Annotated in this window: 23 protein-coding genes; 11 read left to right on the forward strand and 12 right to left on the reverse strand. The window is 73.4% G+C overall.

All coding sequences use genetic code 11. The annotated features are described in order from the left end of the window. The first annotated feature begins 206 nt into the window (after positions 1-206). The 3 genes from ADK52_RS42630 to ADK52_RS31410 all read left to right on the forward strand — a co-directional run bounded on the left by ADK52_RS42630 (position 207) and on the right by ADK52_RS31410 (position 2,016). Positions 207-368 carry a hypothetical protein gene (locus ADK52_RS42630; protein ID WP_159046076.1) on the forward strand — a complete coding sequence of 54 codons (162 nt, stop codon included), beginning with the start codon at positions 207-209 and terminating at the stop codon, positions 366-368. 46 nt (positions 369-414) lie between these two features. Then, on the forward strand, positions 415-1,185 hold the full coding sequence (locus ADK52_RS31405; RefSeq protein ID WP_053693255.1) for a DUF4239 domain-containing protein: 771 nt from the start codon (positions 415-417) through the stop codon (positions 1,183-1,185). A gap of 258 nt (positions 1,186-1,443) precedes the next feature. Continuing rightward, complete coding sequence (locus ADK52_RS31410) at positions 1,444-2,016, forward strand: hypothetical protein (protein WP_053693256.1); 573 nt, start codon at positions 1,444-1,446, stop codon at positions 2,014-2,016. A 142-nt stretch (positions 2,017-2,158) separates the two neighbouring features. Here ADK52_RS31410 and ADK52_RS31415 read toward each other — a convergent pair whose 3' ends face one another. Next, a complete protein-coding gene (locus ADK52_RS31415) occupies positions 2,159-2,710 on the reverse strand; it encodes a hypothetical protein (protein ID WP_053693257.1) in 552 nt (183 codons plus the stop codon). Positions 2,711-3,065: 355 nt separating this feature from the next. Between ADK52_RS31415 and ADK52_RS31420 the strand changes: the two genes are divergently transcribed. Continuing rightward, positions 3,066-3,764, forward strand: a complete 699-nt coding sequence (locus ADK52_RS31420) for a class F sortase (RefSeq protein ID WP_053693258.1) — start codon at positions 3,066-3,068, stop codon at positions 3,762-3,764. Between the two features lie 121 nt (positions 3,765-3,885). Here ADK52_RS31420 and ADK52_RS31425 read toward each other — a convergent pair whose 3' ends face one another. Together ADK52_RS31425 and lysX are read right to left on the reverse strand one after the other, a co-directional pair. Beyond that, positions 3,886-4,815, reverse strand: a complete 930-nt coding sequence (locus tag ADK52_RS31425) for a polysaccharide deacetylase family protein (protein ID WP_053693259.1) — start codon at positions 4,813-4,815, stop codon at positions 3,886-3,888. A gap of 70 nt (positions 4,816-4,885) precedes the next feature. Further along, complete coding sequence (lysX, locus tag ADK52_RS31430) at positions 4,886-8,215, reverse strand: bifunctional lysylphosphatidylglycerol synthetase/lysine--tRNA ligase LysX (RefSeq protein ID WP_053693260.1); 3,330 nt, start codon at positions 8,213-8,215, stop codon at positions 4,886-4,888. Between the two features lie 60 nt (positions 8,216-8,275). Here lysX and ADK52_RS31435 point away from each other — a divergent pair, with 60 nt between their 5' ends. Next, complete coding sequence (locus tag ADK52_RS31435) at positions 8,276-8,737, forward strand: universal stress protein (RefSeq protein ID WP_053693261.1); 462 nt, start codon at positions 8,276-8,278, stop codon at positions 8,735-8,737. A 40-nt stretch (positions 8,738-8,777) separates the two neighbouring features. Here ADK52_RS31435 and ADK52_RS31440 read toward each other — a convergent pair whose 3' ends face one another. After that, positions 8,778-9,992 carry a CapA family protein gene (locus ADK52_RS31440; RefSeq protein WP_053693262.1) on the reverse strand — a complete coding sequence of 405 codons (1,215 nt, stop codon included), beginning with the start codon at positions 9,990-9,992 and terminating at the stop codon, positions 8,778-8,780. Positions 9,993-10,267: 275 nt separating this feature from the next. On the opposite strand from ADK52_RS31440, the gene ADK52_RS31445 reads away from it, so the two are divergent. Together ADK52_RS31445 and ADK52_RS31450 are read left to right on the forward strand one after the other, a co-directional pair. Beyond that, positions 10,268-10,807 (forward strand): sigma-70 family RNA polymerase sigma factor, encoded by a 540-nt coding sequence (locus tag ADK52_RS31445; RefSeq protein WP_053693263.1) that lies wholly within the window; start codon positions 10,268-10,270, stop codon positions 10,805-10,807. Between the two features lie 201 nt (positions 10,808-11,008). After that, positions 11,009-11,473, forward strand: coding sequence for a hypothetical protein (locus ADK52_RS31450; RefSeq protein ID WP_053693289.1), 465 nt, complete (start codon positions 11,009-11,011; stop codon positions 11,471-11,473). Between the two features lie 49 nt (positions 11,474-11,522). Here the strand turns inward: ADK52_RS31450 and ADK52_RS31455 are convergent, their stop codons facing one another. The 5 genes from ADK52_RS31455 to ADK52_RS31475 form a co-directional block, all read right to left on the reverse strand. Then, entirely contained in the window at positions 11,523-11,963 is a 441-nt protein-coding gene (locus ADK52_RS31455) for a hypothetical protein (RefSeq protein ID WP_053693264.1), read from the reverse strand. A 26-nt stretch (positions 11,964-11,989) separates the two neighbouring features. Beyond that, positions 11,990-12,850 (reverse strand): Fpg/Nei family DNA glycosylase, encoded by an 861-nt coding sequence (locus ADK52_RS31460; protein ID WP_053693265.1) that lies wholly within the window; start codon positions 12,848-12,850, stop codon positions 11,990-11,992. Positions 12,851-12,882: 32 nt separating this feature from the next. After that, entirely contained in the window at positions 12,883-14,133 is a 1,251-nt protein-coding gene (locus tag ADK52_RS31465; RefSeq protein ID WP_053693266.1) for a hypothetical protein, read from the reverse strand. Positions 14,134-14,206: 73 nt separating this feature from the next. Beyond that, positions 14,207-16,270, reverse strand: coding sequence for a SpoIIE family protein phosphatase (locus ADK52_RS31470; RefSeq protein WP_053693267.1), 2,064 nt, complete (start codon positions 16,268-16,270; stop codon positions 14,207-14,209). 7 nt (positions 16,271-16,277) lie between these two features. Then, positions 16,278-17,690: a DUF6777 domain-containing protein gene (locus ADK52_RS31475; protein ID WP_159046077.1), complete on the reverse strand. Its 1,413-nt coding sequence runs from the start codon at positions 17,688-17,690 to the stop codon at positions 16,278-16,280. 202 nt (positions 17,691-17,892) lie between these two features. On the opposite strand from ADK52_RS31475, the gene ADK52_RS31480 reads away from it, so the two are divergent. From ADK52_RS31480 to ADK52_RS31490, 3 genes are read left to right on the forward strand one after another with little or no spacing between them, the layout of a single operon-like run. After that, positions 17,893-18,762, forward strand: coding sequence for a YndJ family protein (locus ADK52_RS31480; RefSeq protein WP_053693269.1), 870 nt, complete (start codon positions 17,893-17,895; stop codon positions 18,760-18,762). Next, the gene (locus ADK52_RS31485) at positions 18,759-19,292 is read left to right on the forward strand and encodes a DUF1990 family protein (RefSeq protein WP_053693270.1); all 534 of its coding nucleotides are present in this window, start codon (positions 18,759-18,761) and stop codon (positions 19,290-19,292) included. The genes ADK52_RS31480 and ADK52_RS31485 overlap by 4 nt, the downstream gene beginning before the upstream one ends. A gap of 20 nt (positions 19,293-19,312) precedes the next feature. Then, positions 19,313-20,752, forward strand: coding sequence for a lipase maturation factor family protein (locus tag ADK52_RS31490; protein WP_053693271.1), 1,440 nt, complete (start codon positions 19,313-19,315; stop codon positions 20,750-20,752). On the opposite strand, the gene ADK52_RS31495 is transcribed toward ADK52_RS31490, so the two are convergent. Both ADK52_RS31495 and ADK52_RS42635 read right to left on the reverse strand, forming a co-directional pair. Continuing rightward, positions 20,738-21,721, reverse strand: a complete 984-nt coding sequence (locus ADK52_RS31495; RefSeq protein ID WP_053693290.1) for an NAD-dependent epimerase/dehydratase family protein — start codon at positions 21,719-21,721, stop codon at positions 20,738-20,740. The genes ADK52_RS31490 and ADK52_RS31495 overlap by 15 nt on opposite strands. 196 nt (positions 21,722-21,917) lie before the next feature. After that, the gene (locus ADK52_RS42635) at positions 21,918-22,094 is read right to left on the reverse strand and encodes a hypothetical protein (protein ID WP_159046078.1); all 177 of its coding nucleotides are present in this window, start codon (positions 22,092-22,094) and stop codon (positions 21,918-21,920) included. Between the two features lie 346 nt (positions 22,095-22,440). Here ADK52_RS42635 and ADK52_RS31500 point away from each other — a divergent pair, with 346 nt between their 5' ends. Beyond that, positions 22,441-22,968, forward strand: coding sequence for an HD domain-containing protein (locus ADK52_RS31500; protein ID WP_053693291.1), 528 nt, complete (start codon positions 22,441-22,443; stop codon positions 22,966-22,968). A 73-nt stretch (positions 22,969-23,041) separates the two neighbouring features. Here the strand turns inward: ADK52_RS31500 and ADK52_RS31505 are convergent, their stop codons facing one another. Further along, positions 23,042-24,535 (reverse strand): SDR family NAD(P)-dependent oxidoreductase, encoded by a 1,494-nt coding sequence (locus ADK52_RS31505; protein WP_053693272.1) that lies wholly within the window; start codon positions 24,533-24,535, stop codon positions 23,042-23,044. Between the last annotated feature and the right edge of the window lie 130 nt (positions 24,536-24,665).

Here is a 24,665-nt window from a genome sequence, read left to right on the forward strand (position 1 = left end):
CCACCCCGACGCCGACCCCGCCACCGCCGTCCCCGACGCCGCCCCCGAAGCCGACTCCTCCGCCCGCGCCGCCGCTTCCTCCCGCGCCGAAGCCCACGCCGCCGCCACCGCGCGCTCCCCAGGCGAAGCCCCGGCCGAAGCCGCCCGCGCCGGCCCCGCCGAAGCCGGTGCCGCCGCCCCCGCTCCAAGCGAAGGCACCCGCACCCGTGGTGACGCCGCCGCCCCCGCCCCCGAAGAAGCCGGTGGCCAGGCCGGCCTACCGCACGGCGGCCGCCAAGCGGCCCGAGCACCACATCTCACCGGTGACCTTCACCTTGATGACCGCGGCTCCCGCGGTACTCGCGATCGTCGCGCTGCGGCCCCGCTAGACACGCCGCCCCGCACACCACCTTTTGTGACCGATTGGGAGTCATCTTGTCGGAATGGCTCGTTCTGACCCTCGCGATGGCGGCGGCCTGCGCCGTGGTGCTGTCCATCGCCTTCTTCAACCACCGGCGGATCGGCGACGACGACGATCCCAACGAGACCCCGGACGTCATCGAGTACATGACGATGATGATCGGGGTGATCTACGCGATCGTGCTGGGCCTGGCGATCGCCGGTGTCTGGGAGGGCCGCGGGGCCGCCCAGGAGTACGTGCGCCAGGAGGCTCAGGCCCTGCACGAGATCAGCGTCCGCTCCGAGGTCTACCCGGCCGACGTGCGCAAGAAGATCCGGTCCGACGTCGACGCGTACGTGACGTACGTGGTGGACACCGAGTGGAAGGAGATGGCCGACCACGGCGATCTCACCGACCGCAGCACCGAACTGCTGGAGCGCATCCGCCGCGACGTCACGGACTACGAACCGCAGACCGACCACGAGGGGCAGGCGTACCAGCCTCTGGTGGACCAGGTCGCCCTGGTGGACGACGCCCGCAGCGCCCGCGGCCAGAGCGCCGGGGCGACGATGCCGGGGGTGGTGTGGTTCGGGCTGATCGCCGGGGCACTGGTGACGGTGGGCCTGGTCTTCACCCTGCAGATCCGCCGCTCGTTCCGGGAACTGCTGCTGGCGGGGCTGTTCAGCGCGCTGATCGCCTTCCTGCTGTTCCTGATCTGGGACTTCGACGCGCCGTTCGGCCGGGGCATCGCGGCGACCGCCGAGCCCTTCCTCGCGCAGTTCCCGCACCTGCCGCTCGGCGGCTGAGGCACGGGGCCGGATCACGGGGCCGGATATCGCGGCCCGGGGACCCGGGACCAGGGACCGGGGACCGGGGGCACGCCAACGGACCGCAAACCGGGGGCGGGCCTCCCGTCCCCGGTTCGGCCTACCCCCGTGCCCCATTCGCCCGTTCCTGATCGCGGGTCACCGCGACCGGACCTAGCGTGTCGGACATCGAGGCGCACGACCCCCCACGTGCGGAAACCGTTCCGCGGCTGCTCCTCGGAGATCCGGAGACCAACCATGGGTGCGATACGCAGCAACGCCACCGCCCTGCTGAGCGCCGGCGCCACGGGCGCCGTACTCGCGCTCGGCGCCCTCGGCGCGCCCTCCGCGACCGCGGCCGAGGCCCAGCCCATCACCTCGTTCGGCTTCGCCATCACCCCGTCGACGGTCGCCCCCGGCGGCCAGACGGTGCTCTCCGTCACCGGCTGCAACGCCGCCTACGCCACCGTCTCCTCCGGGGTCTTCGACACCGTGAGCATCGCGCGCGGCCAGACCGCCCGGGTGACCGTGGACCGCGACGCCCGGCGCGGAGCCGTGTATTCCGTCACCTTCACCTGCAACGGCGAGAACGGTTCGGCGGACCTCACCATCACCGGCGGCACCACCAAGCCCACCACCAGCTCCACCTCCACGTCGACGGCCGCCTCCACGGCCACCCGGGGTGCCTCCCTCGGCGTCCGCGGCGGTCTGGGCGGCAGCGTGGCCGGGATGGATCCCCGGGAACTCGGCGCCGGCGCCGCGCTCTTCCTCGCGGCCGCCGGCGGTACGGCGTACGTACTGCGCCGCCGCGCCTCCACCCGCGGCCATTGACCGTCCGCGACGAGACGCCGCACACGCGCCCACCCCGGAGCACCGACCGCCGGTCGCCCCGAGTCCTGGCCAGGATTCGGGGCGACCGGCGGTTCCCGGGCTGCTGCGGGCTGCGCAGGGTCCGACCGGGGAGGCCCGGCCGTCAGGCCCTGCCGCGCAGCGGACGGCGCCGGCGCATCACGTGCACGCCCGCGCCCAAGGCGGCGGCGCCGACCAGGCCCGACCCGATGGCGGTCTCGGCGGTGGACGGGCCGAGCGAGCCGCCGATACCGCCCTGTGCGCCGTTGCCCCGGAGGATGGTGAACCGGTGCGTGGCGACCAGGCTGTTGTCGTGGCACTTGACCGACAGCGTGTGGTTGCCCGGCGAGGCGTGGTTGAAGATCCGGACGGTGGCGAACCCGATGGAGCCGGCCGACAGGTTCGTCTGGGGAAAGTTGCCGGCCGACCAGACCGTGCCGCCGTGGCGGCAGCCGGCCGCGCTGACCTGCATCGTCGAGCCCTGGTGCACGGAGTACGGGTTGACGGTGACATTGCTCGGGCCGTTGCCGTTGTTGCCCCCGTTGCCGCCGTTGCCGCCCTGACCCGACGGGGATCCGCCCAGTGGGTCCGACGGGTTCGCGGCGGCGAACGGGGTACTGAGCCCGACGGCGACGACGGCCGCCGCGGCCACGGTGAGGGCGCGGAGAACACGCATGGTGGAACCTCCAGCGGGAAGCGCCCCGGAGCGGTCGCCCGGGAAGATCGACGAGAACGCCTCCCACGACGAACCCTCGGGGCGGCTCGCAACCAGCGCATTTCCGGCTTTGGGCCGCAAGGTTGAGCGACACGCCGAGGGGCGCGCGGCTCGCCTGACGGATCCGCAGGTCACGACCCGTCAGGCATTTATGTGACGAATACCTGGATGGGCGCACCCCTTCCGGCCGCGCCGCCACCCGTTCGCCCTTCACCGATCGCCGTCTTGCGCACGCAGCCTTAGCGTGCGTGGGGAAGGGCGTACAGGGGTGGGACAAGAACGCGGGTCGGGACCCCCGCGTCGGGAAGGGAGAGCCATGACCGAGGACGAGAGCGAGCAGCCACCGAGAAGACGATCCCCCTGGGGCGTGCTCGCACTGGTCATGCTCAGCGGCCTCGCCATGATGCGCAACGGAGCGGACATCGGCGAAGGGCCGCCGCAGCCGACCGCCGCGGCGGCGGTCGGGGTGCCCGCCGAGCAGCTGCCGGCGCCTCCGCCGGTGCAGGGTGAGCAGCCGATGCAGCAGCGGGCCGAGCCGCGCCCGGAGGTGCAACCGCTGGAGCACTCGTCGGTCCAGCGCATCCGCATCCCCAACATCAAGGTGGACGCGCCGGTGATGACGGTCGGACTGGACGCGCAGGGCTGGATCGAGGCCCCGCCGCCACAGGACCCGAATCTGGCCGGCTGGTACCTCAACGGGATCTCGCCCGGCCAGCGCGGCTCGGCGGTGATCGTGGGCCATGTCGACAACGCGAGCGGACCGGCGGTCTTCTACGGCCTGGGTTCGCTGCGCAAGGGCAACCACATCGAGGTGGAGCGGTACGACGGGCGCACGGCGGTGTTCGAGGTGTACGGGGTGGAGGTCTTCTCGAAGGAGACGTTCCCCGGAGCCCGGGTCTACGGGGACAACGGGCACGCGGAGCTGCGGGTGATCACCTGTGGCGGCGGCTACTCCAAGGCCCGGGGCTACGACGGCAACGTCGTCGTCTTCGCCCGGATGGTGGAGGCCCGCTGAGCGGCGGGTCCGCCGCCGCACGGACGGCGCGGACCCGCACGCACCCCGCCCCGCACCCGCACGCACCCCGCCCCGCACCCGCTCCGCCCCGCCCCGCCCTACCCCGCCGAGAGGACCTTCCTCAGCGGGGCGGCAGCGCGGGCAGCGTCATCCGGTAACCACGGGCCAGGAGTTGGGGCAGGTACGTGCTGACCGCGCGCACGCTCTGCGAGCGGTCGCCGCCCGCGTCGTGGTTGAGCACGATCACGCCGGGCGCCGCGCCCTTGAGGACGTTCGAGACGATCGTGGTCGTGCCCGGCTCCGTCCAGTCCAGGGTGTCCACCGTCCAGGCGAGCGGCTCCATGCCCAGCTCGGCCCCGATCTCGAACGCCGCCCGGTTCCACGCCCCGTAGGGCGCCCGGAACCACTGCGGCGCCTCCCCCATCGCCTGCTGTACGACCTCGCTCGTCCGGGCGATCTCGGAGGCGAGGGCGGGCCGGCTCAGGGTGGGGATGAGCGGATGGGTCCAGGTGTGGTTGCCGATGACGTGGCCCTCGGCGGCCATCCGGCGCAGCAGGTCCCGGTTGTCGGTGGCCATCTCCCCGCAGACGAAGAACATGGCGCGGACCCCGTACCGGGCGAGGGTGTCCAGGATGGCGGGCGTGTAGCGCGGATCGGGCCCGTCGTCGAAGGTGAGGACCATGGCGCTCGCGGTGCTCGCGTCGGGCGGCAGTTCCAGGATGGGCCGGGTCCGCACCGCGGGCCGCGCGGCGGGCGGCCGCAGCGGGGTCTCGGCGGTCATGGGGCTCAGCCGGTAGGCCGACTGGCCGGGTGCCTGCGGCCGCAGGGCGCGGACCCCGCCCGGTCCGGCGGCTCCGCCGGGTCCGGGCTGACCGGCCGCCGGGCCGCCGGGAGCGGCGCCGAGGCCGGCGCCGGGTGCGCCGCCCGCCGTGTTCTGGCCGGGCGCGCCGGTCTCGCCGCCCGTGAGCAGTCCGGAGGCCGCGGCGACTCCGAGGAAGACGGCGGTACGCAGGAGCACGCGTCGCCCTACTGTCGGCTCGTCATTTTTCATTATTACTACGTATCAACGACATCCCCGCAGATGTCGAGAGGCGCGAACGCGCGGCCTCCCCCTCACCCGATCAGCCGCGCCGCACCAGCGGGAACGGCAGCGTCTCGCGGATCGTGAGGCCCGTGAGGAACATGACGAGCCGGTCGACGCCGATGCCCAAGCCGCCGGTCGGCGGCATCGCGTACTCCAGCGCGTCCAGGAAGTCGTTGTCGAGCTCCATCGCCTCCGGGTCGCCGCCCGCCGCGAGCAGCGACTGGGCGGTGAGCCTGCGCCGCTGCTCCACCGGGTCGGTCAGCTCCGAATAGGCGGTGCCCAGTTCGGTCCCGAAGGCGACGAGGTCCCAGCGCTCGGCGAGGCGCGGGTCCCCCCGGTGCTGCCGGGTCAACGGTGAGACGTCGGTGGGGAAGTCCTTGTAGAAGGTGGGCAGCTTGGTCTTCTCCTCCACCAGCCGCTCGTACATCTCCAGCACCACGTCGCCGCGGGTGTTCTCGGGCGTGTGCGGGACGGCTGCCCGGTCGCAGAGGCGCCGCAGCACGTGCTCCTCGGTGTCGGCGTCGACCTCCTCCCCGAGCGCCTCGCTGATCGCCCCGTACATCGTCTTGACCGGCCAGATCCCGGAGATGTCGTGAACGACGAGCTTGCCGTCCGGGCCCGCCTTGTGGGCGACCGGCGAGCCGAAGGCTGCGGTCGCGGCGCCCTGGATCAGCTCGCGCGTGAGGTCGAGCATCACGTCGTAGTCGGCGAAGGCCTGGTAGGCCTCCAGCATCGTGAACTCGGGATTGTGCTTGTAGGAGACGCCCTCGTTGCGGAAGGTGCGGCCCATCTCGAAGACCTTCTCCAGGCCGCCGACGCACAGCCGCTTCAGGTACAGCTCGGGCGCGATGCGCAGGTACAGGTCGAGGTCGTAGGCGTTGATGTGGGTCCGGAATGGCCGGGCGTTGGCCCCGCCGTGGATCTGCTGGAGCATCGGGGTCTCGACCTCCAGGTAGCCGCGGTCCAGCAGCCCCTGGCGCAGTGCCTGGACGGCCGTGGACCGGGCCCGTACGACGTCCCGCGCCTCGGGGCTCGCGACCAGGTCGAGGTAGCGGCGCCGCACGCGCGCCTCGGGGTCGGCGAGCCCCTTGCGCTTGTCCGGCAGCGGGCGCAGGCATTTGCCGGTGAGCTGCCAGGAGGAGACCACGAGGGAGGGCTCGCCGCTGCGGCTGGCGCCGATCTCGCCGCTCGCGACCACGTGGTCGCCGAAGTCGACCTGGGAGGTGAAGGAGTCCAGTACGCCGGCGCCGCTCTCGTCGCGGGTGAGCATCAGCTGTATGTCCCCGGACCAGTCGCGCAGCACGGCGAAGACCACGCCGCCGAGGTCGCGTACGAGCATCACCCGGCCGGCGAGCGTGGCCTGTTCTCCGGAGCGGGCGCCGGGCGCGTGCCCGGGGAGGATGCCCGGCGCGTGCCCGGGGAGGGCGGCCCTCAGCTCGGCCACGGTGTGGGTGCGCTGCCGGATCCCGACGGGGTACGGGTCGGTGCCGGCCGCCCGGATCCGCTCCATCTTGGCGTGGCGGACGCGCACCTGTTCGGGCAGCCGCTCGCCCCGCGACGCCGTTTCGGCCTCCCCGGCCACGAGGTCGAGGGCGAGGGAGTCGATGGACGGCAGCCCCTCGGTGCTGGCGGGCGCGGTGAGCCCCTTGGCGTGCCCGTTGCCCCACAGTTTGCGCAGGCTGGGTACGGAGACGAAGCCCTCCGCGATGCCGGAGGCGAGGCTGACCCGGGCGAGCGAGCCGGCGTCCTGGTAGCAGAGGAACCGCGGGTACCACTCGGGCCCGTACTTGACGTTCGAGCGGTAGAGGGCCTCCAGCTGCCACCAGCGGGAGAAGAACAGCAGCAGCTTGCGCCACAGCTTGAGCACCGGCCCGGCCCCGATCCGGCCGCCCTCCTCGAAGGCGGAGCGGAAGACGGCGAAGTTCAGGGAGATCCGGCGCACGCCCAGGCCGGGCGCCGCGGCGCACAGCTCGGCGACCATGAACTCCATGACCCCGTTGGGGGCGGTGCGGTCGCGTCGCATCAGGTCCAGGGAGATGCCGTCCTTGCCCCACGGCACGAAGGACAGCAGGGCGATCAGCTCACCCTGCGCGTCGAAGGCCTCGACGAGCAGGCAGTCCCCGTCGGCGGGGTCGCCGAGCCGGTCCAGGGCCATGGAGAACCCGCGCTCGGTCTCGGTGTCGCGCCAGGTGTCGGCGCGCTCGATGATCCGCTGCATCTCCTCCTCGCTGAGGGCGGAGTGGCGGCGGATGAGCGTGGTGGCCCCGGTGCGCTTGACGCGGTTGACGGCCTGGCGGGTCACGCGCATGTCGCGCCCGTCGAGGTCGAAGTGGGCGACGTGCAGGATCGCCTCGTCTCCGAGCTGGAGGGCGCTGAGCCCGGAGCGGGCGTACGCGGTGGCCCCCTCCTCGGAGGCGCCCATGACGGCGGGCTGCCAGCCGTGGCGGCGGGCGACGGTGAGCCAGGCGTCGACGGCGGCGCTCCAGGCGGCGGGGTCGCCGACCGGGTCGCCGCTGGCGAGGCAGACGCCGGCCTCGACGCGGTAGGTGACGCCCGCCCTGCCGTTGGGGGCGAACACGACGGCCTTGTCACGGCGGGTGGCGAAGTAGCCGAGGGAATCGCCCCGGCCGTAGGCGCCGAGCAGGGCCCGGATACGGGGCTCCTCGTCCCCGTGCAGGGCGGCGGTCAGCCGCTGGGAGCGGAACAGGGTCGAGGCGGCGTTCAGCAGGGCGAGGGCGCCGAAGAGGCCGAGGAAGAAGTAGAGCGGGCGGGGCGGGTGGCCGTCGAACTGGCGGGGCGAGACGAGACCGCCGAAGACCTGCCGGGCGGCCCAGTCCAGCCACTGCCCCTTGGGCAGGGTGCCGGGGAACAGCGCGACCAGCCCCCAGCCGACGAACACGGCGACGAGCAGGCCGAGGCCCAGGACGAAGAGGGCGCGCCAGAAGGCGCCGGGCCGGGAGGCCGCGTAGAACTCCTTGCGGGCGGCGATCAGGACCCCGATGGCGGCGACGGCGATGGCCATCGAGGGGCCGCCGATCCAGTAGTACTCGTCGGCGATGATCAGGACGTCGACCAGGATGAGCAGGGCCAGATAGGTGACGACGATCCACCAGGCGACCTTCTTGCGGGTGCCGAGGGCGGCGGCGAGCAGGAAGAGGAAGACGGCGTAGGCGAGGTTGGCGCTGACCGGCACCACGATCTCGTCGAGGAAGCGCACGATGTGCCGCAGCAGGTGCCGCAGCGTCGGGGAGAGCGCCAGTACGGCGCACAGGAGTCCGAGCGTTCCGAAGAACGCGGCGAACGCGTCGGGCACCCGGTTCAGGAAGCGGTTCCGGGTGCCACGGGTCTCCTCCACGGTGGCACTCATGATTCGCACTGTAGGGAGGCCCGCGCCGCGGCGCGCGGCGAAGCGCATAACCTCGGGAGGGTGACTGAGCACGTGAACACGGGATTCGAACGCGGTACGGACGGCCCGAAGGTGATCCTCGCCGGGGTGGACGGGTCGGAGTCCTCCCTGCGGGCGGCGGCGTACGCGGCGGGGCTGGCCCGGCGCCAGCACGCACTGCTGGCGCTGGTGTACGTCCAGCCGGTGATGCCCGCCGGGGCCTCGCTGGGAGCGCCGGTGGCCGACACCACCGGGGAGATCGCGGAGGGGCTGGTGGCCGAGATCCGGGACGCGGCGGAGCGGGTCAAGGGCGTCTACGAGGTGCGCTGGCAGTTCCACACCTTCCGCGGCGATCCGTACGCGGGCCTGGTGAGCGCGGCGGACGAGCTCAAGGCGGACGCGGTGGTGGTCGGCGCCTCGGAGCAGGCCGGGCACCGGATCGTCGGCTCGGTGGCGGTCCGCCTCGTCAAGGCGGGCCGCTGGCCGGTCACGGTGGTTCCGTGACCGGCGTTCCCTCACCGGCGTTCCCTGACCGGGGCTGCGGCTACTTCGCCATCGTCAGGCCGTCCTTGGCCGCGCCGCGGCTGAGGACGGCCTCGCTGACGGCGTCCTGCGCGCGCTCGTACTCGTCGTCGCCGGGGTCCCGGGCGAGGGCGGCGGGAAGGTTGACGACCTTCCCGGCGGACAGGTCCATCATCTGCGGGATGAACTCGGCCTTGGTGACCTGCCAGCGCTGTCCCGCTGCGGCCGGCGGGGCGAAGGTGAAGCGGCCGATGGAGCCGTAGTTGCCGCGCATGTCCCGCGCGCCGGAGTAGTTGAACATCTCACCGGCGACCTGGTCGCCCATGCCGTAGATGATCCACGTCCCGTTGACCTTCTCGTAGGCCTGCGGGATGTGCGCGTGCGTGCCCAGGATCATGTCGATGTCGGGGCGCCCGCCGCTCTGGGAGGCCGTCAGCTCCTTGCCGAGCGACAGTTGCCTCTCGTCCGGCTCGGTCTGCCATTCGGTGCCCCAGTGCAGGCTGACCAGGACGACGTCCGCACCCGCCTTCCGGGCGGCCCGCGCATCCGCGATGATCTTGTCCTTCTCCATCAGGTTGACGGCCCACGGCCGGCCCTCCGGCAGCGGGTAGCCGTTCGTGTCGTACGTGTAGGCGAGGTGCGCGACCTTGGCGGAGCCCGCCGTGTACATGGTGGGCGTGGCCGCCTCGGCCGCCGTACGGGCCGAACCGGCGTGCTTCAGCCCGGCCTCGTCGAACGTGTCGAGGGTGCGCCCCAGACCCTCGGCCCCGGCGTCCAGGGTGTGGTTCGAAGCGGTGGAGCAGCCGTCGTACCCGGCGTCCTTGAGCCCGCCGGCCACTTCCGGTGGGGACTGGAAGGCCGGGTAGCCGGTGAACGGGCCGCCGTCCTGCCCGTACACGGTCTCCATGTGGCACAGGGCCAGGTCGGCTGCCGAGACCACCGGCTTGACCAGGGAGAACATCGGCCTGAAGTCGTGGCCGTCGCCGTCCGCGTCCGCCGCCGCCCGCTTGATGACCGAATCGTGCGGCAGTACGTCGCCGGTCGCGACCAGGGTGAAGCCCTTCGCGGCGCCTTCGGCCGGGGCCGGGTTCGCCCCAGATCCGGCAGACGGCCCCGGGGCGCGGGAGGTGCCGAGGCGGGCCGGCGCGGAGTCCTTGCCGGAGGAACAGCCGGCGGCGGCCGCGGCCACCAGGACAGCCGACAGGAGCGCGAGGGCCTGCCGGGCGTGCTTGGTCATCTGAGCCAGCTCTCATTAGTAGGACTATCTGACCATCTGTAATCCATGGAGGTAGACGTCACCAGTCGGGCGGCGGATCCGAGGCGCCCCTGCGGCAGCCGCCCTCACCCGGGCGGCCGTTCGCCGCGCCGTTCGACCGTTCACCGCCGGGCGCGGCCGCCCACCGGATGACCTGGGCGCTTGGGCGCAACGGCGGGGCGGGACGGTTCCCGGGGCGCTCCGTGCAGGTGAGGGTGGGTGCGTCGGAGCCGAACGGACCCAGGAAGGAGCCCCTCGTGCCCCTCTCCCCCACCCTCCTGCGCACGGACCCCGAGGCGCTGGCCGAGCTCCAGCGCGACCACGGGCGGGCCCTGTTCGGCTTCCTGCTCGGGCTCACGGCCGGGGACTCCCAGCGCGCCGAGGACCTCGTACAGGAGACGCTGGTCCGTGCCTGGCAGCACCCCGAGGTGCTGGAGAGCGCTCACGACTCCATGCGGCCCTGGCTGTTCACGGTGGCGCGGCGGCTCGCGATCGACGCCCGGCGGGCGCGGCTGTCCCGCCCGCAGGAGGTGGACCCGGAGGGGCTGGAGCAGGCACCCGCGCCCGAGGACGCGGTGGCCGGCTCGGTCACGGCGATCGACGTCCGGCGGGCCGTGGGCTCGCTCGGGCCGGAGCACCGCGAGGTGCTGATGCAGGTGTACTTCCAGGACCGCTCGGTGGCCGAGGCGGCGGCGGAGCTCGGAATTCCGGCAGGAACGGTCAAGTCCCGTACGTACTACGCCCTGCGCGCATTGAAGAAGGGCCTCCAGGGATACGGGTACGGCCTCGGCGCCTGAACGAACCGAATGCACGCGGATCGGACACAAAACGCATCGAAATCGGCCTCAGAGCGTTCAAGTTGGGTAAACACGCCCCGTTCCGCGAGTCGCTCGGTGAAGGCTCATGGCTGACGACGGGAAGCTCGACGCGCGGGAGAAGGTGGAACGGTGCAGCCCGAGGGTACGAACGGCACCAGTGACGGCGGGCTCGCGGTGCCCATGGCATGGCTCTACGCGGAGTACATCGCCGACGAACTGCTGCGCACGGGCCGGCTGATCCCGGTCAGTACCCTGGAGTTCCGCGCCGGGCGGGACACGCTCGCGCTGACGATCTACCTCTCCGACGCGGCCGGCGAGCTCTCCGGGATCCGGGTGGTCTCCCAGCTCGACGAGTGGCTGTCGCTGACGGCGTACGGGCACCCCTGGCGCGACTGGGTGGACACCCGGTTCCTCGCCCTGGGCGAGGAGGCCAGGGAGCGCGGCCGCGGCGAGGACCCGGACCTGGAACTGGCCCGGGCGGCCTGGCGCTGGCTGGACCGCACCGAGCTGTTCGCCACCAACCTCGACCCGGGACGGCCCGGCCCCGCCGACACCCCGGCCGGACTGGACGAGAACGCGCGGGTGTGGACCCCCGCGTGGCAGCTCGGCCTGCCGCTGGGCCACTTGGCGATGCACCTGTTCTGAGGGCGCGCGTCGGGACGCGGACCCCGAGGACCGAGAACCGGGGACGCGGTCAGCCGGGCCGCCGGTACGGGCCCGGCACCTCGGCCGGGTCCATCACCAGGCCCGTGAAATCGGCCTCGTTGCGCTCGGCCCGGGTGACGTACCACCGGGCGATCAGCCACATCACCGGGTACGCCACCAGGCCGAGCGCCACCCAGACCAGTGGCCCCGACTCCGAGCGCGACAGCGTGAACAGCACCGGCAGCGTCCCGACGAGCAGCGCGAGCACGCCCAGCGCGCCGAGCCCGGCCCGGAGCTGGCTGCGCATCAGGGCCCGGACGTACGTGGCGCCCAGCGTCGTCTGCTCGGAGATCTCCGAGCGGGCCGGGGTGTGCGCGGGCGGGCGCCGGCGCGTGCCGCGCGGCACGCCCGTGACGATCTCGCGCCGGGGCGGCGAAGGCGAAGGCGGCTGCTGCTGCGGGTGCGCACGCGGCTGCTGCTGGTCGGCCATGGGGCCGGAGTCTACGCAGGCGGACGTCATTTGAGGAGACGGGAGAGCCTGCGGTCGGCGAGCGGCTTGCCGCCGGTCTGGCAGGTGGGGCAGTACTGGAGCGAGGAGTCGGCGAACGACACCGAGCGCACGGTGTCCCCGCACACCGGGCAGGGCTCCCCGTCCCGGCCGTGCACCCGCAGCCCGCTCTTCTTCTCGGCCTTGAGGTTGCCGGCGGCCACGCCGTGCGCGCGTTCGACGGCCTCGCTCAGGGTCCGCCGGACGGCCTCGTACAGGTGGGTGACCTGCTCCTCGTCGAAGGAGGCCGCCAGTTTGAAGGGCGAGACCTTCGCTGCGTGCAGGATCTCGTCGCTGTACGCGTTCCCGATCCCGGCGATCACGCTCTGGTCGCGCAGCACGCCCTTGATCTGCCGCCGCTCCCCCGCCAGGAGCGCGGCGAACGCGTCCCGGTCGAACCCGTCGGCGAGCGGGTCGGGGCCGAGGCGCGCGATGCCGGGCACCTCCCCTGGGTCGCGGACGACGTACACGGCGAGGCGCTTCTGCGTCCCGGCCTCGGTGAGGTCGAAGCCGCCGCCGCCCTCCAGGGCGACCCGGAGGGCGAGCGGTCCCTTGCCGGGGCGCGGCGGCCGCTCGGGCAGGGAGTCCTGCCAGCGGAGCCAGCCGGCCCGGGCCAGGTGGGTGACGAGGTGGAGCTCGCCGATCCGGATCGCCAGGAACTTCCCGTGGCGGGCGGTGGCCCCGGCCGGCTGCCCTTCGAGGGCGCTGAGCGGCGGTTCGTACGTCTTGAGCACGCTGACGGCGAGCGGGAGGACGTGCTCCACCACCCGCCCGGCGAGGTGTTCGTCGAGGAACTCCCGCAGGGCCTCGACCTCGGGCAGCTCGGGCATACCCCCACCTTCCCGCGGGGCCCCCGCCCCGGCTACCCGAACCGGGAGCTGCGCACCGGACCGGGCGAGCGGACGCGGTCGCGCGGGCCGCGCAGCCATCCGGCGGCCACGGCCGCGGTGAAGGTCCGCAGCGCCTCGTCCGGGTCGGCCGGGGTCTGCCCGTCGCCCTCGTCCGGGGCCGGGTCGGCGGTGACGATGTCGCGGGCGATCTCCTCGGCGGGCCGGGTGTCGGCGGGCCACTCCCCCTGCTCCGCCCACGGTGCGACGGTGTGCTGGGCCAGCAGGCCGCTGACGTCGGCGGTCACGGCCGGCGGGTCGGTCCAGCAGGTGGCGTGCTCGTACAGGACCTGGCCGTCGGTGCGCCCGTTCAGGGCGGACAGGAGGTCGGTGTCGTGGGCGTTCAGGTCGTACGCCACCACGAGGGTGTCCGTGCGCGCCGGGTCGTACGGTACGGCGGGCAGCCCGAGCAGCTCGGCGGCGGCCAGCCCCATGATCTGGCAGGGCCGGCCGGGCAGCAGGGACACGGTGCCCGGGCGGCGGCCGGCGGCGTCCAGGATCAGGGCGAGCCGGTCCAGGCCGCGCCGGCACAGCTCGGGCTGGTCGCCGAGGTAGGCGTAGCGGCCGGTCATGCCCGCGTCGAAGCCGTACGGGGAGAGGGTGGCCAGCAGGCCGCCGGTGAGGGCGAAGTGCCAGCCGCGCAGGTCCTGGCCGCCGAGCGCGCCGGCGGCCTCGGCGAGCGCGGCCCGCGACAGGATCCGCCGCTGCCGGTCCCGGGCGCCGAGCCACCGGGTGTCCTCCGGGTCCGGCAGGGCGGCGGCCGTCCGGCGGGCGGTGTCGAGGTCGCCCGCGAAGAGGGCGTTGTGGACGAGCAGGTACCGCTCGGGCCAGGGCGCCAGGGCCGCCCCCCGCCCCGCGAGCAGTGCGGCGGCCTCGCCGTGCCGGTGCTCGTCCTCCAGGGCGGAGACCAGTTCCTGCATCAGCCCCCGGGAGTCGGGCACCAGCGCGAGCGCCTCGCGCAGCGGTGCCACGCCGAGGAAGGCGATCCCGTGCTCCACGCAGCCGTAGCCGAGGTCGTAGAGCGCCTTGGGGTCGCGCGGCTTGCGGGCGGCGGCCTTCGCGGCCCGGGCGAGCTCGTCGAACCCGGCCGCTTCGGCCAGGCGCCTCGTCGCCTTCGCGAGGTCGGCGAGGGGGGCGGTCTCGGCGTGCGGCCGCAGGCTGCGCACGGCCCCGGGAAGGTCTCCGGCCTTGATCAGCCGGCGGACGTCGTCTGTCATCTGGGTCATCGCGATGATCGTCCGACACGGCCGCGATCGGCCGCAACGGAATTTGCGGCCGGCCGGGAGCCGGCGGCGCGGGTCAGGACATCACGAACTCGCACCAGACGCATTTGCCGCTGCCCCGGGGTTCCACTCCCCAGACGTCCGCCAGGCGGTCCACCAGCATCAGGCCGCGGCCCGAGACACCGGAGTCGCCCGCTTCGCGGCGGCGCGGGAGGGCGCTGGAGCGGTCCTCGACCTCGACGCGGAGGCGGCGTTCGGGGCCCGTCAGGACCCGGAGCGTCACGATGGCCGGGCCGTCCGTGTGCATCAGGGCGTTCACGATGAGCTCGTCCGCGACGAGTTCGATCTCGTCGGACCGTTCCCGCGCGCCCCACGCCCGCACCGCCGCGCCGATCATGTGGCGGGCCGCGACCAGGGCTTCCGGGTCTCCCGGGGCCACGTGCTGCTGGAGGCGGCCGCCGCCCTGCGGGACGTCCTCGACCTGGCGGCGCAGCAGGAGCAGCGCCATGTCGTCGTCGCCGCCGCGCTCGTCGATCACCCCGCACAGCCGGTCCGCGAGCCGCGCAAGGTCCGCCGGCCCGCTCCGGACCAGCGCGGTGAGCAGCTGGATCCCGTCGTCGAGGTCCGCGCCGGGGTGTTCCACGAGGCCGTCCGTGCACAGGACGAGCGTTTCCCCCGGGTCCAGTTCCACGGTGGTGACCGGGTACTCCAGGCGGCCGAACTCCGCCGACAGGCTCAGCGGCATCCCGCCCTCCACCGGCAGGCGCAGGCAGTCCCCGTCCCGGGTGCGCAGCAGCGGGTCGATGTGCCCGGCGCGGACCACTTGCAGGACGCCCGTCGAGAGGTCGGCCTCGACGTACGTGCAGGTCGCGAACCGGTCGGTGTCCAGCTCGTGCAGGAAGACGGAGGCCCGGGCCATGACCGTGCCCGGCGCGTGCCCTTCGGCGGCGTACGCGCGCAGCACGATCCGCAGCTGGCCCATGACCGCCGCCGCGTGCGTGTCGTGGCCCTGGACGTCGCCGATGACGGCCCCGACCCGGCCGCCGGGCAGCGGGATGACGTCGTACCAGTCGCCGCCGATGTCCTGGCCCATCCGGGCGGAGCGGTACCGTACGGCGATCTCCGCGCCCGGCACCGACGGGATCCGGCGCGGCAGCATCGCCTGCTGGAGGCCTTCCGCCAGGTCGTGCTCCTGCTCCAGCAGCATCGCCCGCTGGAGGCTCTGCGCGATGCTGCTGCCCAGGGCGATCAGCAGGTTCCGCTCGTCCTGGGTGAAGCCGTCCTTGTCCTGGTAGAGCAGTCCGATGGCGCCGATCGGGCGGGCCTGGGCGATCAGCGGCAGGTACGCGGCCGCCGAGATGTCCATGGACGAGATCTTCGACCAGAGATCGGGATAGCCCTCGGCGAACTCCTGCGCGGAGTCGAGGAACCGCGGTTGCAGCGAGCGGACGACCTCGCTCATCGGGTATTGCTCGTCGATCCGGGTGTAGCGGGTGCCGGGGACGAAACTGTCGGCCGGCCCCTCGGCCACGAGGTGGATCCGCCCGGCCTCGACCAGGCCCATCACCATGCCCATCGAACCGAGCCGCTCCAGGCCGTGCGCGTCGCCGATGACGTCGATGACGTCCCGTACGGTCCGGGCGTGGGCGAGGGCGGCGGTCGTGCTCTCGACCACCGAGGTCTGGCGGCGCCGCTCCTCGTCGAGACCGAGGCGCTCGGCCGAGTGGCTGAGCTCCTCGGTGGCGTCGCGGACGATGCCGATGATCCGGAACGGGCGGCCGTCGGAGCCGCGCATGACGCGGCCCTGGGTGTGGGTCCAGCGCAGCAGCCCGTCCCGGGTGCGGATCCGGAAGTAGGCGCCGTAGCTGTCGTCGCCGCTCTTGAGGACGCTGGAGACGAGGGCGTCGAGCCGGGTCGCCTCGGTGGGCGGGACGCGCGGGGCGAGGGATTCGGGCCGACCGTCGTACGCCCCGGGCGTCATGTCGTACACCTCGAGGGCCGCTGCGTCCATGTGCAGGAGACCGGTCTCCAGGTCCCAGTCGAAACTGCCCATGCGGTTCAGCGAGAGCGACCGGTCCGGGTGTGCGGGCCAGTCGTCCGGCAGCGATACGGTGGTCGGCACCGATCCACCATGACACACGGGCCGGTCAGGCGCTCTCCAAGGAGCGGGCGGGGTTCACGAGCGGTTGTTGCCGGTCCAGGCCGCCGAAGGGGTCGTTCGGCGCGTCCTGGCCGGAAGGCGGGGCGAAGGGGTCGTCGCCCCGGCCGAACGGGTCGTCGCCCCGGCCGAAGGTGTCGCCCTGGGCGAACGGGTCCCCCGGGTCGGGCTGCCTCGGCATCGAGCCGTCGGCTCCCGGCGGGAGCCCCGGGTCCGCGAAGGCGTCCGGGGGTACGTCGCCCGGCTGGTCCGCGGGGACGTCGGAGCGCGGAGCCGCCGGGGGCTGCCCGGGGCGCTGCTTCTGCGGGGCCGGCGGCGTGGCCTGGCCCGGCCGGTCCGGCTGGCCCGGCCGGTCCGGCTGGCCCGGCCGGTCCGGCCGGACCTGCTGGTCCGGCCCGGCCTGCTCGCTCTGGGCCGGTACGCAGTCCGTGGCCTCGGGGGCCGGGGCTGCGCCGGGACCGGCCGGCGGCTTCGGCGGGGCCGGCGGGGCGGTCCTGGCCAGGCCGTTCGTCCCTGCGCCGGCGTCGTTGCCCGTCTCGGGCGGGGCGCACGGCTCGGCCGGGGCCGCCGCGGGCGGGGTCACGGGACCGGAGGGGATTCCGTTCGCCGGGTCGTACGCGGGGACCGGCTGCGGGGTGCCGTCCTGTGCGCCGTCGTCGCCGGTCTTGCGCTCCAGCCAGGTGTTGTCGGCGATGTTGACGATGACCAGGCTCTTGATCGGGTGCGGGGTCGGTTCGATGACGATGACCTGGTGGGGCTGGTAACCGCTCCACTGGTCTCCCTTGAGCGCCGGGGAGCCCTTGGGGGCGCGCGGTGCCTGGAGCGGATTTCCGCAGGCGCAGCGGACCCGGGGCATGCCGTGGTCGTCGACGAGGACGGCGGTGCCGGCCTGGAGGACGGACTGGAAGGCGTCCCCGCGCCCGTCGCGGAAGGCGTGGTTGGTGACGCGGGTGTCGGCGCGGAGCACGACCGGGGTCAGTCCGCGCAGGAACTCGGGGAGCTTCGCCCGGTCGACGGAGACGGCCTGGGCGAAGGCCTTGGCCTTGGCTTCGTCCTCGGTGAGGGCGCGCAGCTGCTGTTCCACGTCGCAGCTGCCGAGCCGCTTGGTGCCGGCGTAGAGGCCGGGGGTGGCCGCGTTGACGGTCCGGATGCCCTGACCGGTCGCATTGGGCAGCGGGGGCTGCGCCGGTGCGGACTCGCCGGTGGCCGAGGTGCTGGTGAAGGGGTCGGGGCCGGCCGTCCCCACGGGCTGGAGCAGGACCTCCTGGCTCTCCGGGCCGGCCGCGCTCTTCGGTTCCTCGGGAGCGCCGCAGGCTGCGGCGAGCAGACCGAGGAGCGTGAAGAGGGCTGCGCGGACCGGTGTATGACGGCGTGGAGCCTGACGGTGTGTCGGTACGTGCACGTGAATCTCCCTTTCGCCCCGGTTGCTCCCTCCTGTCTGCCGCATCTGCGGGAGGGCCGCAACCGGAGCGGCGCGACAGGGCGGGACCGGGCGGGACAGAAACCGGGATCACGTCTTGAACATGTTCAAGGAACCTCGTAGGGTCACGACCGTGAGTTGAACGCGTTCAAGACGTTCGGCCGCGCGCGGAGGGGAGTCCACGGTGACGGTACTGGTGCATCTGATCGTCACTCTGGGCATGCTCTACGTGATCCCCGCCGGCCTCCGCCTGATCGACCCGGCCGGACTGGGCGCCACCGCCCGGATCTGGCCCCTGGTCGCCGCTCCCGGGGCCGTGTGCCTCTGGCTGCCGCGCGGCGCGACCGCCACGGCACTCGCCGCGCTGTACGCCGCAGCCACCCTGGCGCTCGCGGCCCGGGCCCCGGCCCGGCTGCTGCGGTCGCCCCGGACGCCGGGAACCGCCACCGGACCCCTCGCACCGGCCGGGATCGCCGTGTTCACCGCACTGGTCTCGCCGTCGGTCGCCGGGACCGCCCTCGTCGCCGAGCGCGCCGGGTACCGGCTGTTCGGCTTCGACCTGGACATCCTGGCGCTGACCGTGCCCCACTTCCACTTCGCGGGATTCACCGCCGCCCTGGTCGCCGGGCTGGTCTGCCGGGCCGCCCCGGCCGGGCCCGGCGGTACGACGCTGTCGCGCTGGGCCGCGTACAGCGTCCCCGGCGGGACCCTGCTCGTCCTCCTCGGCTACTTCGTGGACGACTGGGCGGAACTCGCGGGCGCGGTGGTGCTGACCGGCGGGATGTGGGCGGTGGCCCTGCTGACCTGGCGGGAGATACGGCCGGGAGCCCGCGACCGCACCACCGGCGCGCTGCTGGCTACCTCGGCCGCGGTCCTGGTGGCCACCATGCTGCTCGCCCTGTGGTGGGCGCTCGGCGAGGCCGCCGACCTCGTACACCCCACTCTGACCTGGATGGCCGCGACCCATGGTCTCGGCAACGCGCTCGGCTTCGCCCTGTGCTCGCTGCTGGCCTGGCGCAGGCTGGCCGCCGACCGAATGGAGACCACGCCATGACCCGCCTCATCAGCACCGGCCGTGACACCGTCAACTACCCCGACCGGGGTGCGACGCGGGGGCGGCCGCTGCCCGCCGGATACCACCACCTGCACCACCGCACACGGATCGGCCACGGGCAGGCCGCGTTCGAGGCCGCCGGAACCGCCGTCACCACCTTCGGCGCCCACCGGGCCTCGGGCATGCTGGTGCGGGCCGGCCACGGCGCGGTCCGGCCCGGGAGCCGGGTGGTGGTCGGGATCGGCTTCGGGCCGCTGCGGATCAGCGCCCCGTGCGAGGTGATCTGGACGGCGTACGAGCCCGCGCGCATCGGTTTCGCGTACGGGACGCTGGCCGGGCACCCGGAGCGCGGGGAGGAGTCCTTCATGGTGCTCCGGGACCCGGACGGCACGGTGTGGTTCGAGGTGACCGCCTTCAGCCGCCCGGCCGCCTGGTACACGCGGCTCGCGGGGCCGGTGGTCCCCTTCCTCCAGCGGTGCTACGCCCGCCGGCTGGGCCGCACCGTGCGCAAGCTGGCCGCCGCGGCCTGATCCGCCCGATACTGGAGGGGATGGACTGGTTCACGGCGCCCGGCTACTGGCTCGGCCGGCTGGTCTTCCAGCGGGCCCTCGCCGGCGTCTACCTCTTCGCCTTCGTCGCGGCCGCCCTTCAGTTCCGGGCCCTGATCGGGGCGCACGGCATGCTGCCCGTGCCGCGCTACGTGCGGTACGTGCCGTTCCGGCACGCTCCGAGCCTGTTCCAATTGCGCTATTCGGACCGGCTCTTCGCCTGCTGCGCCTGGGTCGGCGCGGCGGTGGCCGCGGCCCTCGCGGCGGGGGCGGGGGACCTCGTTCCGCTGGGCGCGGCGATGGGGATGTGGGCGCTGCTGTGGCTGCTGTACCTGTCGATCGTGAACGTGGGACAGACCTGGTACTCCTTCGGCTGGGAGTCGCTGCTGCTGGAGGTGGGTTTCCTCGCGGTCTTCCTCGGCAACGCGCGGGTGGGGCCGCCGGTGCTGGTGCTGTGGCTGCTGCGCTGGGTGGTCTTCCGGGTGGAGTTCGGCGCGGGGCTGATCAAGATGCGCGGGGACCGCTGCTGGCGCAAGCTGACCTGCCTCTATTACCACCACGAGACGCAGCCGATGCCGGGGCCGCTGAGCTGGTTCTTCCACCATCTGCCGAAGCCCCTGCACCGGGTGGAGTGCGCGGCGAACCACGTGACCCAACTGGTGGTCCCGGTGCTGCTGTTCGCTCCGCAGCCGGTGGCCTCGTACGCGGCCTGGATCATCGTGGCGACGCAGCTGTGGCTGGTGCTGTCGGGCAACTTCGCCTGGCTGAACTGGATCACCATCACGGTGGCCCTGTCGGCGATCGACTTCACGGGGCTCGCGGGGCCGCCGCCGGCCGAGGCCTCGCGCGCGGCCCCCGTCTGGTACGCGGTCCTGGTGTGCGCGGCGACCGTGCTGGTGCTGGTGCTGAGCCGGCATCCGGTGCTCAACATGATCTCGCGGCGCCAGGTGATGAACCGCTCCTTCGACTCCCTACACCTGGTCAACACGTACGGGGCCTTCGGCACGGTGGGCCGGATCCGGGACGAGGTGGTGGTGGAGGGGACCGCGGACCGGGCGCCGCGGGAGGACGGGGCGTGGCGGGAGTACGGATTCAAGGGCAAACCGGGTGATCTGCGCAGGACTCCGCGCCAGTTCGCCCCGTACCATCTGCGGCTGGACTGGCTGATGTGGTTCGCGGCGCTCTCCCCCGACTATGCGCGGGACTGGTTCGGGCCGTTCGTGGAGCGGCTGCTGGCGGGCGACCGGGACACGCTGCGGCTGCTGCGCCACAACCCCTTCCCGGACGCCCCGCCGCTGTACGTGCGGGCCAGGCTGTACCGCTACCGGTTCACCACCTGGCGGGAGCTGCGCGAGACGGGCGCGTGGTGGCACCGCACGCTGCTGCGCGAGTACCTTCCCCCGACCCGGCTCGCCGGAGCCTCCTGGTCAGAGCCCGAGTAGCACGGCTTCGCGCTCCGCCGACAGGCCCTTGGTCGAGCGGTCGCCGCGCAGCGGGGCGGGGCCGTCGAGGGACCGGAGCCAGGCCCAGGTGTCGGCCACGGTCTCCTCGACCGGGCGGCACTTCAGGCCCGCCGCCCGGGCCTTGGTGGTGTCGGAGCCGAACATGTAGTCGTGCAGTTCGCCCTCGGGGATCCAGATCGGCAGTTCGGTCCAGGGCGCCACGCCCGCCTCCGCGATCCGGTCCTCGTCGATCCAGCGGAACTCGGCGCGGCCGCCGGTCACGGCCGCGCAGGCTTCGAGGAGCGCGCCCATCGTGGCGTGCCCGGACGGCGAGACCGCGTCGTACGGTCCGCCGAGCCCGGCCTCGGCCGCGTCCAGGGTCCAGTGCGCGAGGTCGCGCACGTCGATGTACTGGATCGGGAGTCCGGGCCGGCCGGGGGCCGGCGTGGGGCCGCCGCGGGCGGTCCGGTCCAGCCACCAGGGCAGCCGGCCGACGTTCTCGTACGGGCCGATGATCAGACCGGCGCGCACCAGCAGCGCCCGGTCCCCGAAGGCGTCGACGGCGGCGAGCTCACCGCCCCGCTTGTCCTCGGCGTAGGCCGTGGACTCGGCGTCGGCCGAGCCGTCGACCACCGGGCCGTCCTCGGTCAGTCCGGCCGGAGCGGGGTAGGCGTAGACGGAGCGGCTGGAGATGTACACGTACCGCCCGGCGCGGCTGGCCAGCAGCCGGGCACTGTCGCGCACGGCGGTCGGGGCGCTGCTCCAGGTGTCAACGACGAGGTCCCACTCCCCCGCGGCGAGCGCGTCCAGGCCCCCGGGCGCGGTGCGGTCGCCGTGCAGGGCCGAGGTGCCCGGCGGCGGCGCGTGGTGCCCGCGGTGGAAGACGGTGACCTCCCAGCCCCGGGCCAGGGCGTCTTCGGTGATCGCGCGTCCGACGAATTCGGTACCGCCCAGCATGAGTAGTTTCATGCGGGCCAGCGTGCCGGGGCCGGGGCCCGGCCGGAAGGCTTGATCGCCCACAGCGATGACGCTCACGGCGTACGGCCGACGGGAACCCCGCCGGGGGGCCGCACGGTCGGCGCAGCACCGCGCCCCCGTCGCCGGTGGGCTCGGGGGCGCTGCGTGACGTGTCGGGCTGGTCGATGCCGGGCTAGTCGATGCGGGGCTAGTCGATGCCGGGCAGGATGTGGGGCTCCGCCAGGTCGTCCTCGTAGCCGGCCAGTCGGATCGGGGCGGACCGGGCCCAGACTTCGAGGCTTCCGAGCTCGTCGGCGTGCGGACGGAACCGCCCGGCCGAGTGCATCCTCAGCGTCTCGTCGGACTTCGTCGTCGTGTCTGTCACCGCGCACTCCTTTGTGTCGCGTAACCCGGCGGGCGAGCCGCGCGCCGGGCACAAGGGATAAAGGGTTTCCGGACGCGGTGGCGCCTTGGTGGAGCGTGGCCTGGATACGGCCGTCTTGTGCCACTCAGAGTACACATATGAGCGCGCCCCCGCTCGATGGATTGGCAAAATCCGCTCGACGGCTGGATTTCGCCGCGAGTTCAGGAAGTCGTACGCCGATGTGACCGGCTCGGGTGGTGTGCTCGACGCCGGTGGCACGACTGGGGTACAGGCGGCGGAGGGAGCGACGGTGGCGGCGAGGTCCGGAGTGCCGGGGGTACCGAGGGTCGAGAGCATCGCGGAGCTGATGGAGCTGCTGCTCGCGTGCCGCGGGGCGTGGGACACGCCCGACCGCAGCGGAGACCCGGTCGATCTGCACGATCATGGGCTCCAGACTGCGGCACTGCTGCGCCGTTCGCATCCGTTCGACAAGGAGCTCCAAGTCGCCGGACTCGTCCACGACCTGGGCCACCTGCTCTTCCCCGGGGACGACGCGGGACACGCCGACCACGCGGCGGAAGCGATCCGTCCGCTGCTCGGCGACCGGGTGGCCCGGCTGGTACGGCTGCACGTGCCGGCCAAGCGCTACCTGGCGGCCGTGGAGCCCGACCGGGCGCTGTCCCCGCAGAGCGCGCTGACCCTGCGGGCGCAGGGCGGGCTCATGGACGAGGCGGAGGTCCGGGCCTTCGCGGCCGACCCCGACGCGGAAGCGGCGGTGACATTGCGCCAAGCGGATGACGCGGGCAAGGTCGTCGGGCTCGACGCGGGCGTGATGGAGGACTGGCGTCCGGTCCTGGAGCTGGTGGCGGCGCGGGCGTACGAGCGCACTCCGTGACACGGCCGCGCCCCGGCCCCTTCGAGAGGGACCGGGGCACGGGGCCGAGGCGGTGGGGCGACCGGAGAAGGGCCTACCAGTTGGCGGGCGCGTAGTCCTTGAGGAAGACCCCGTACAGGTCCTCGCCGGCCTCGCCGCGGACGACCGGGTCGTAGACCCGGGCCGCGCCGTCGACCAGGTCGAGGGGCGCGTGGAAGCCCTCCTCGGCCAGGCGCAGCTTGTCGAAGTGCGGGCGCTCGTCGGTGATCCAGCCGGTGTCGACCGAGGTCATGAGGATGCGGTCGGTCTCGAACATCTCCTGGCCGCTGGTCCGCGTCACCATGTTCATCGCGGCCTTGGCGGCATTGGTGTTCGGGTGCCCCGCGCCCTTGTAGCCGCGGCTGAACACGCCCTCCATCGCCGAGACGTTGACCACGTACGCGCGCCCGCTGGACGCCCTGCGGGCGGCCTCGGCCATCGCCGGCCGGAGCGCGCTGATCAGGATGAACGGCGACGTGTAGTTGCACAGCTGGGTCTCCAGCAGCTCCACCGGGGAGATCTGGTCGATGGTCTGCACCCAGGTGTTGGTGTCGACGACGTCGGGCAGCAGGCCGCCGGCGTCGATGGCGGTGCCGTCGAGGTGCCGTTCGATGCTGGCGTTGCCCGCGACCAGGGCGAGGTCGGCGACCTTCTGCGCGTCGAGCCCGCTCACGCCGACGGGCAGCGCCGCCAGGCCGTCGACCGCGCCGGAGTTGAAGGCGCCGATGACGTGGTGGGCCGGGAGCTCGCCGGCCGGCAGCGGGGCGCTCTCCCCCTCGACCAGCGCGGCGTACGCGCTGGGCAGGCGGCGCACGGTCTGCGTCGCGTTGTTGATCAGGATGTCGAGCGGACCGGCCTCGGCGATCTGGTCGGCGAGCGCCACGGCCTGGCCCGGGTCGCGCAGGTCCAGTCCGACGACCTCCAGGCGGTGCATCCACTCCGCCGAGTCCTCCATCGCCTTGAAGCGGCGGATGGCGTCCTTGGGGAAGCGGGTGGTGATCGTCGTGTGGGCGCCGTCGCGCAGCAGCCGCAGCGCGATGTACATGCCGATCTTGGCCCGGCCGCCGGTGAGCAGCGCGCGCTTGCCGGCGAGGTCGGCGCGGACCTCGCGCTTGGCACGGTTGTGTCCGGCGCACGGCTGGCAGAGCTGGTGGTAGAAGTAGTCGACCTCGACGTACCGCGTCTTGCAGATGTAGCAGGAGCGCGGGCGCTGGAGTATCCCGGCGATCCGGCCGGCCTCCGTGACCGAGGACGGCAGGATGCCCTCGGTCTCGTCGTCGATGCGCTCGGCGGAGCCGGTCGCGGTCGCCTCGGTGACGGCCTTGTCGTTGGCGGTCTTGGCGGCGCGGCGCTCCTGGCGGCGGCGCTGCTTGACCGTGCGGTAGAGGCCGGCGGTGGCGCGGCGTACGGTGATGGCGTCGGGGTGGTCGACGTCGATCTTGTCGAGTTCCTCGAGCACGCTGAGGCAGAGCGCCAGCCGGTCGGGGTCGATGCCCGGCCCGTAGGCGTGGTCGTCCGCGCTCACGTGGTTGTCTTCGGTCACCGTCATGGCCGCTGCCGTTCCTTGCTCACTCGTCCGCATCCGCCTGCTGCGGAAGTCCTCAAAACCGCCACTGTACGGATCCGACGCGCCCGGAACCAAACCCGTCGTCCGGCGCCTCACGCACCGCTACGGAAGC

Origin of the sequence: Streptomyces sp. WM6372, from assembly GCF_001279655.1 — a bacterium.
GTDB lineage: Bacteria > Actinomycetota > Actinomycetes > Streptomycetales > Streptomycetaceae > Streptomyces.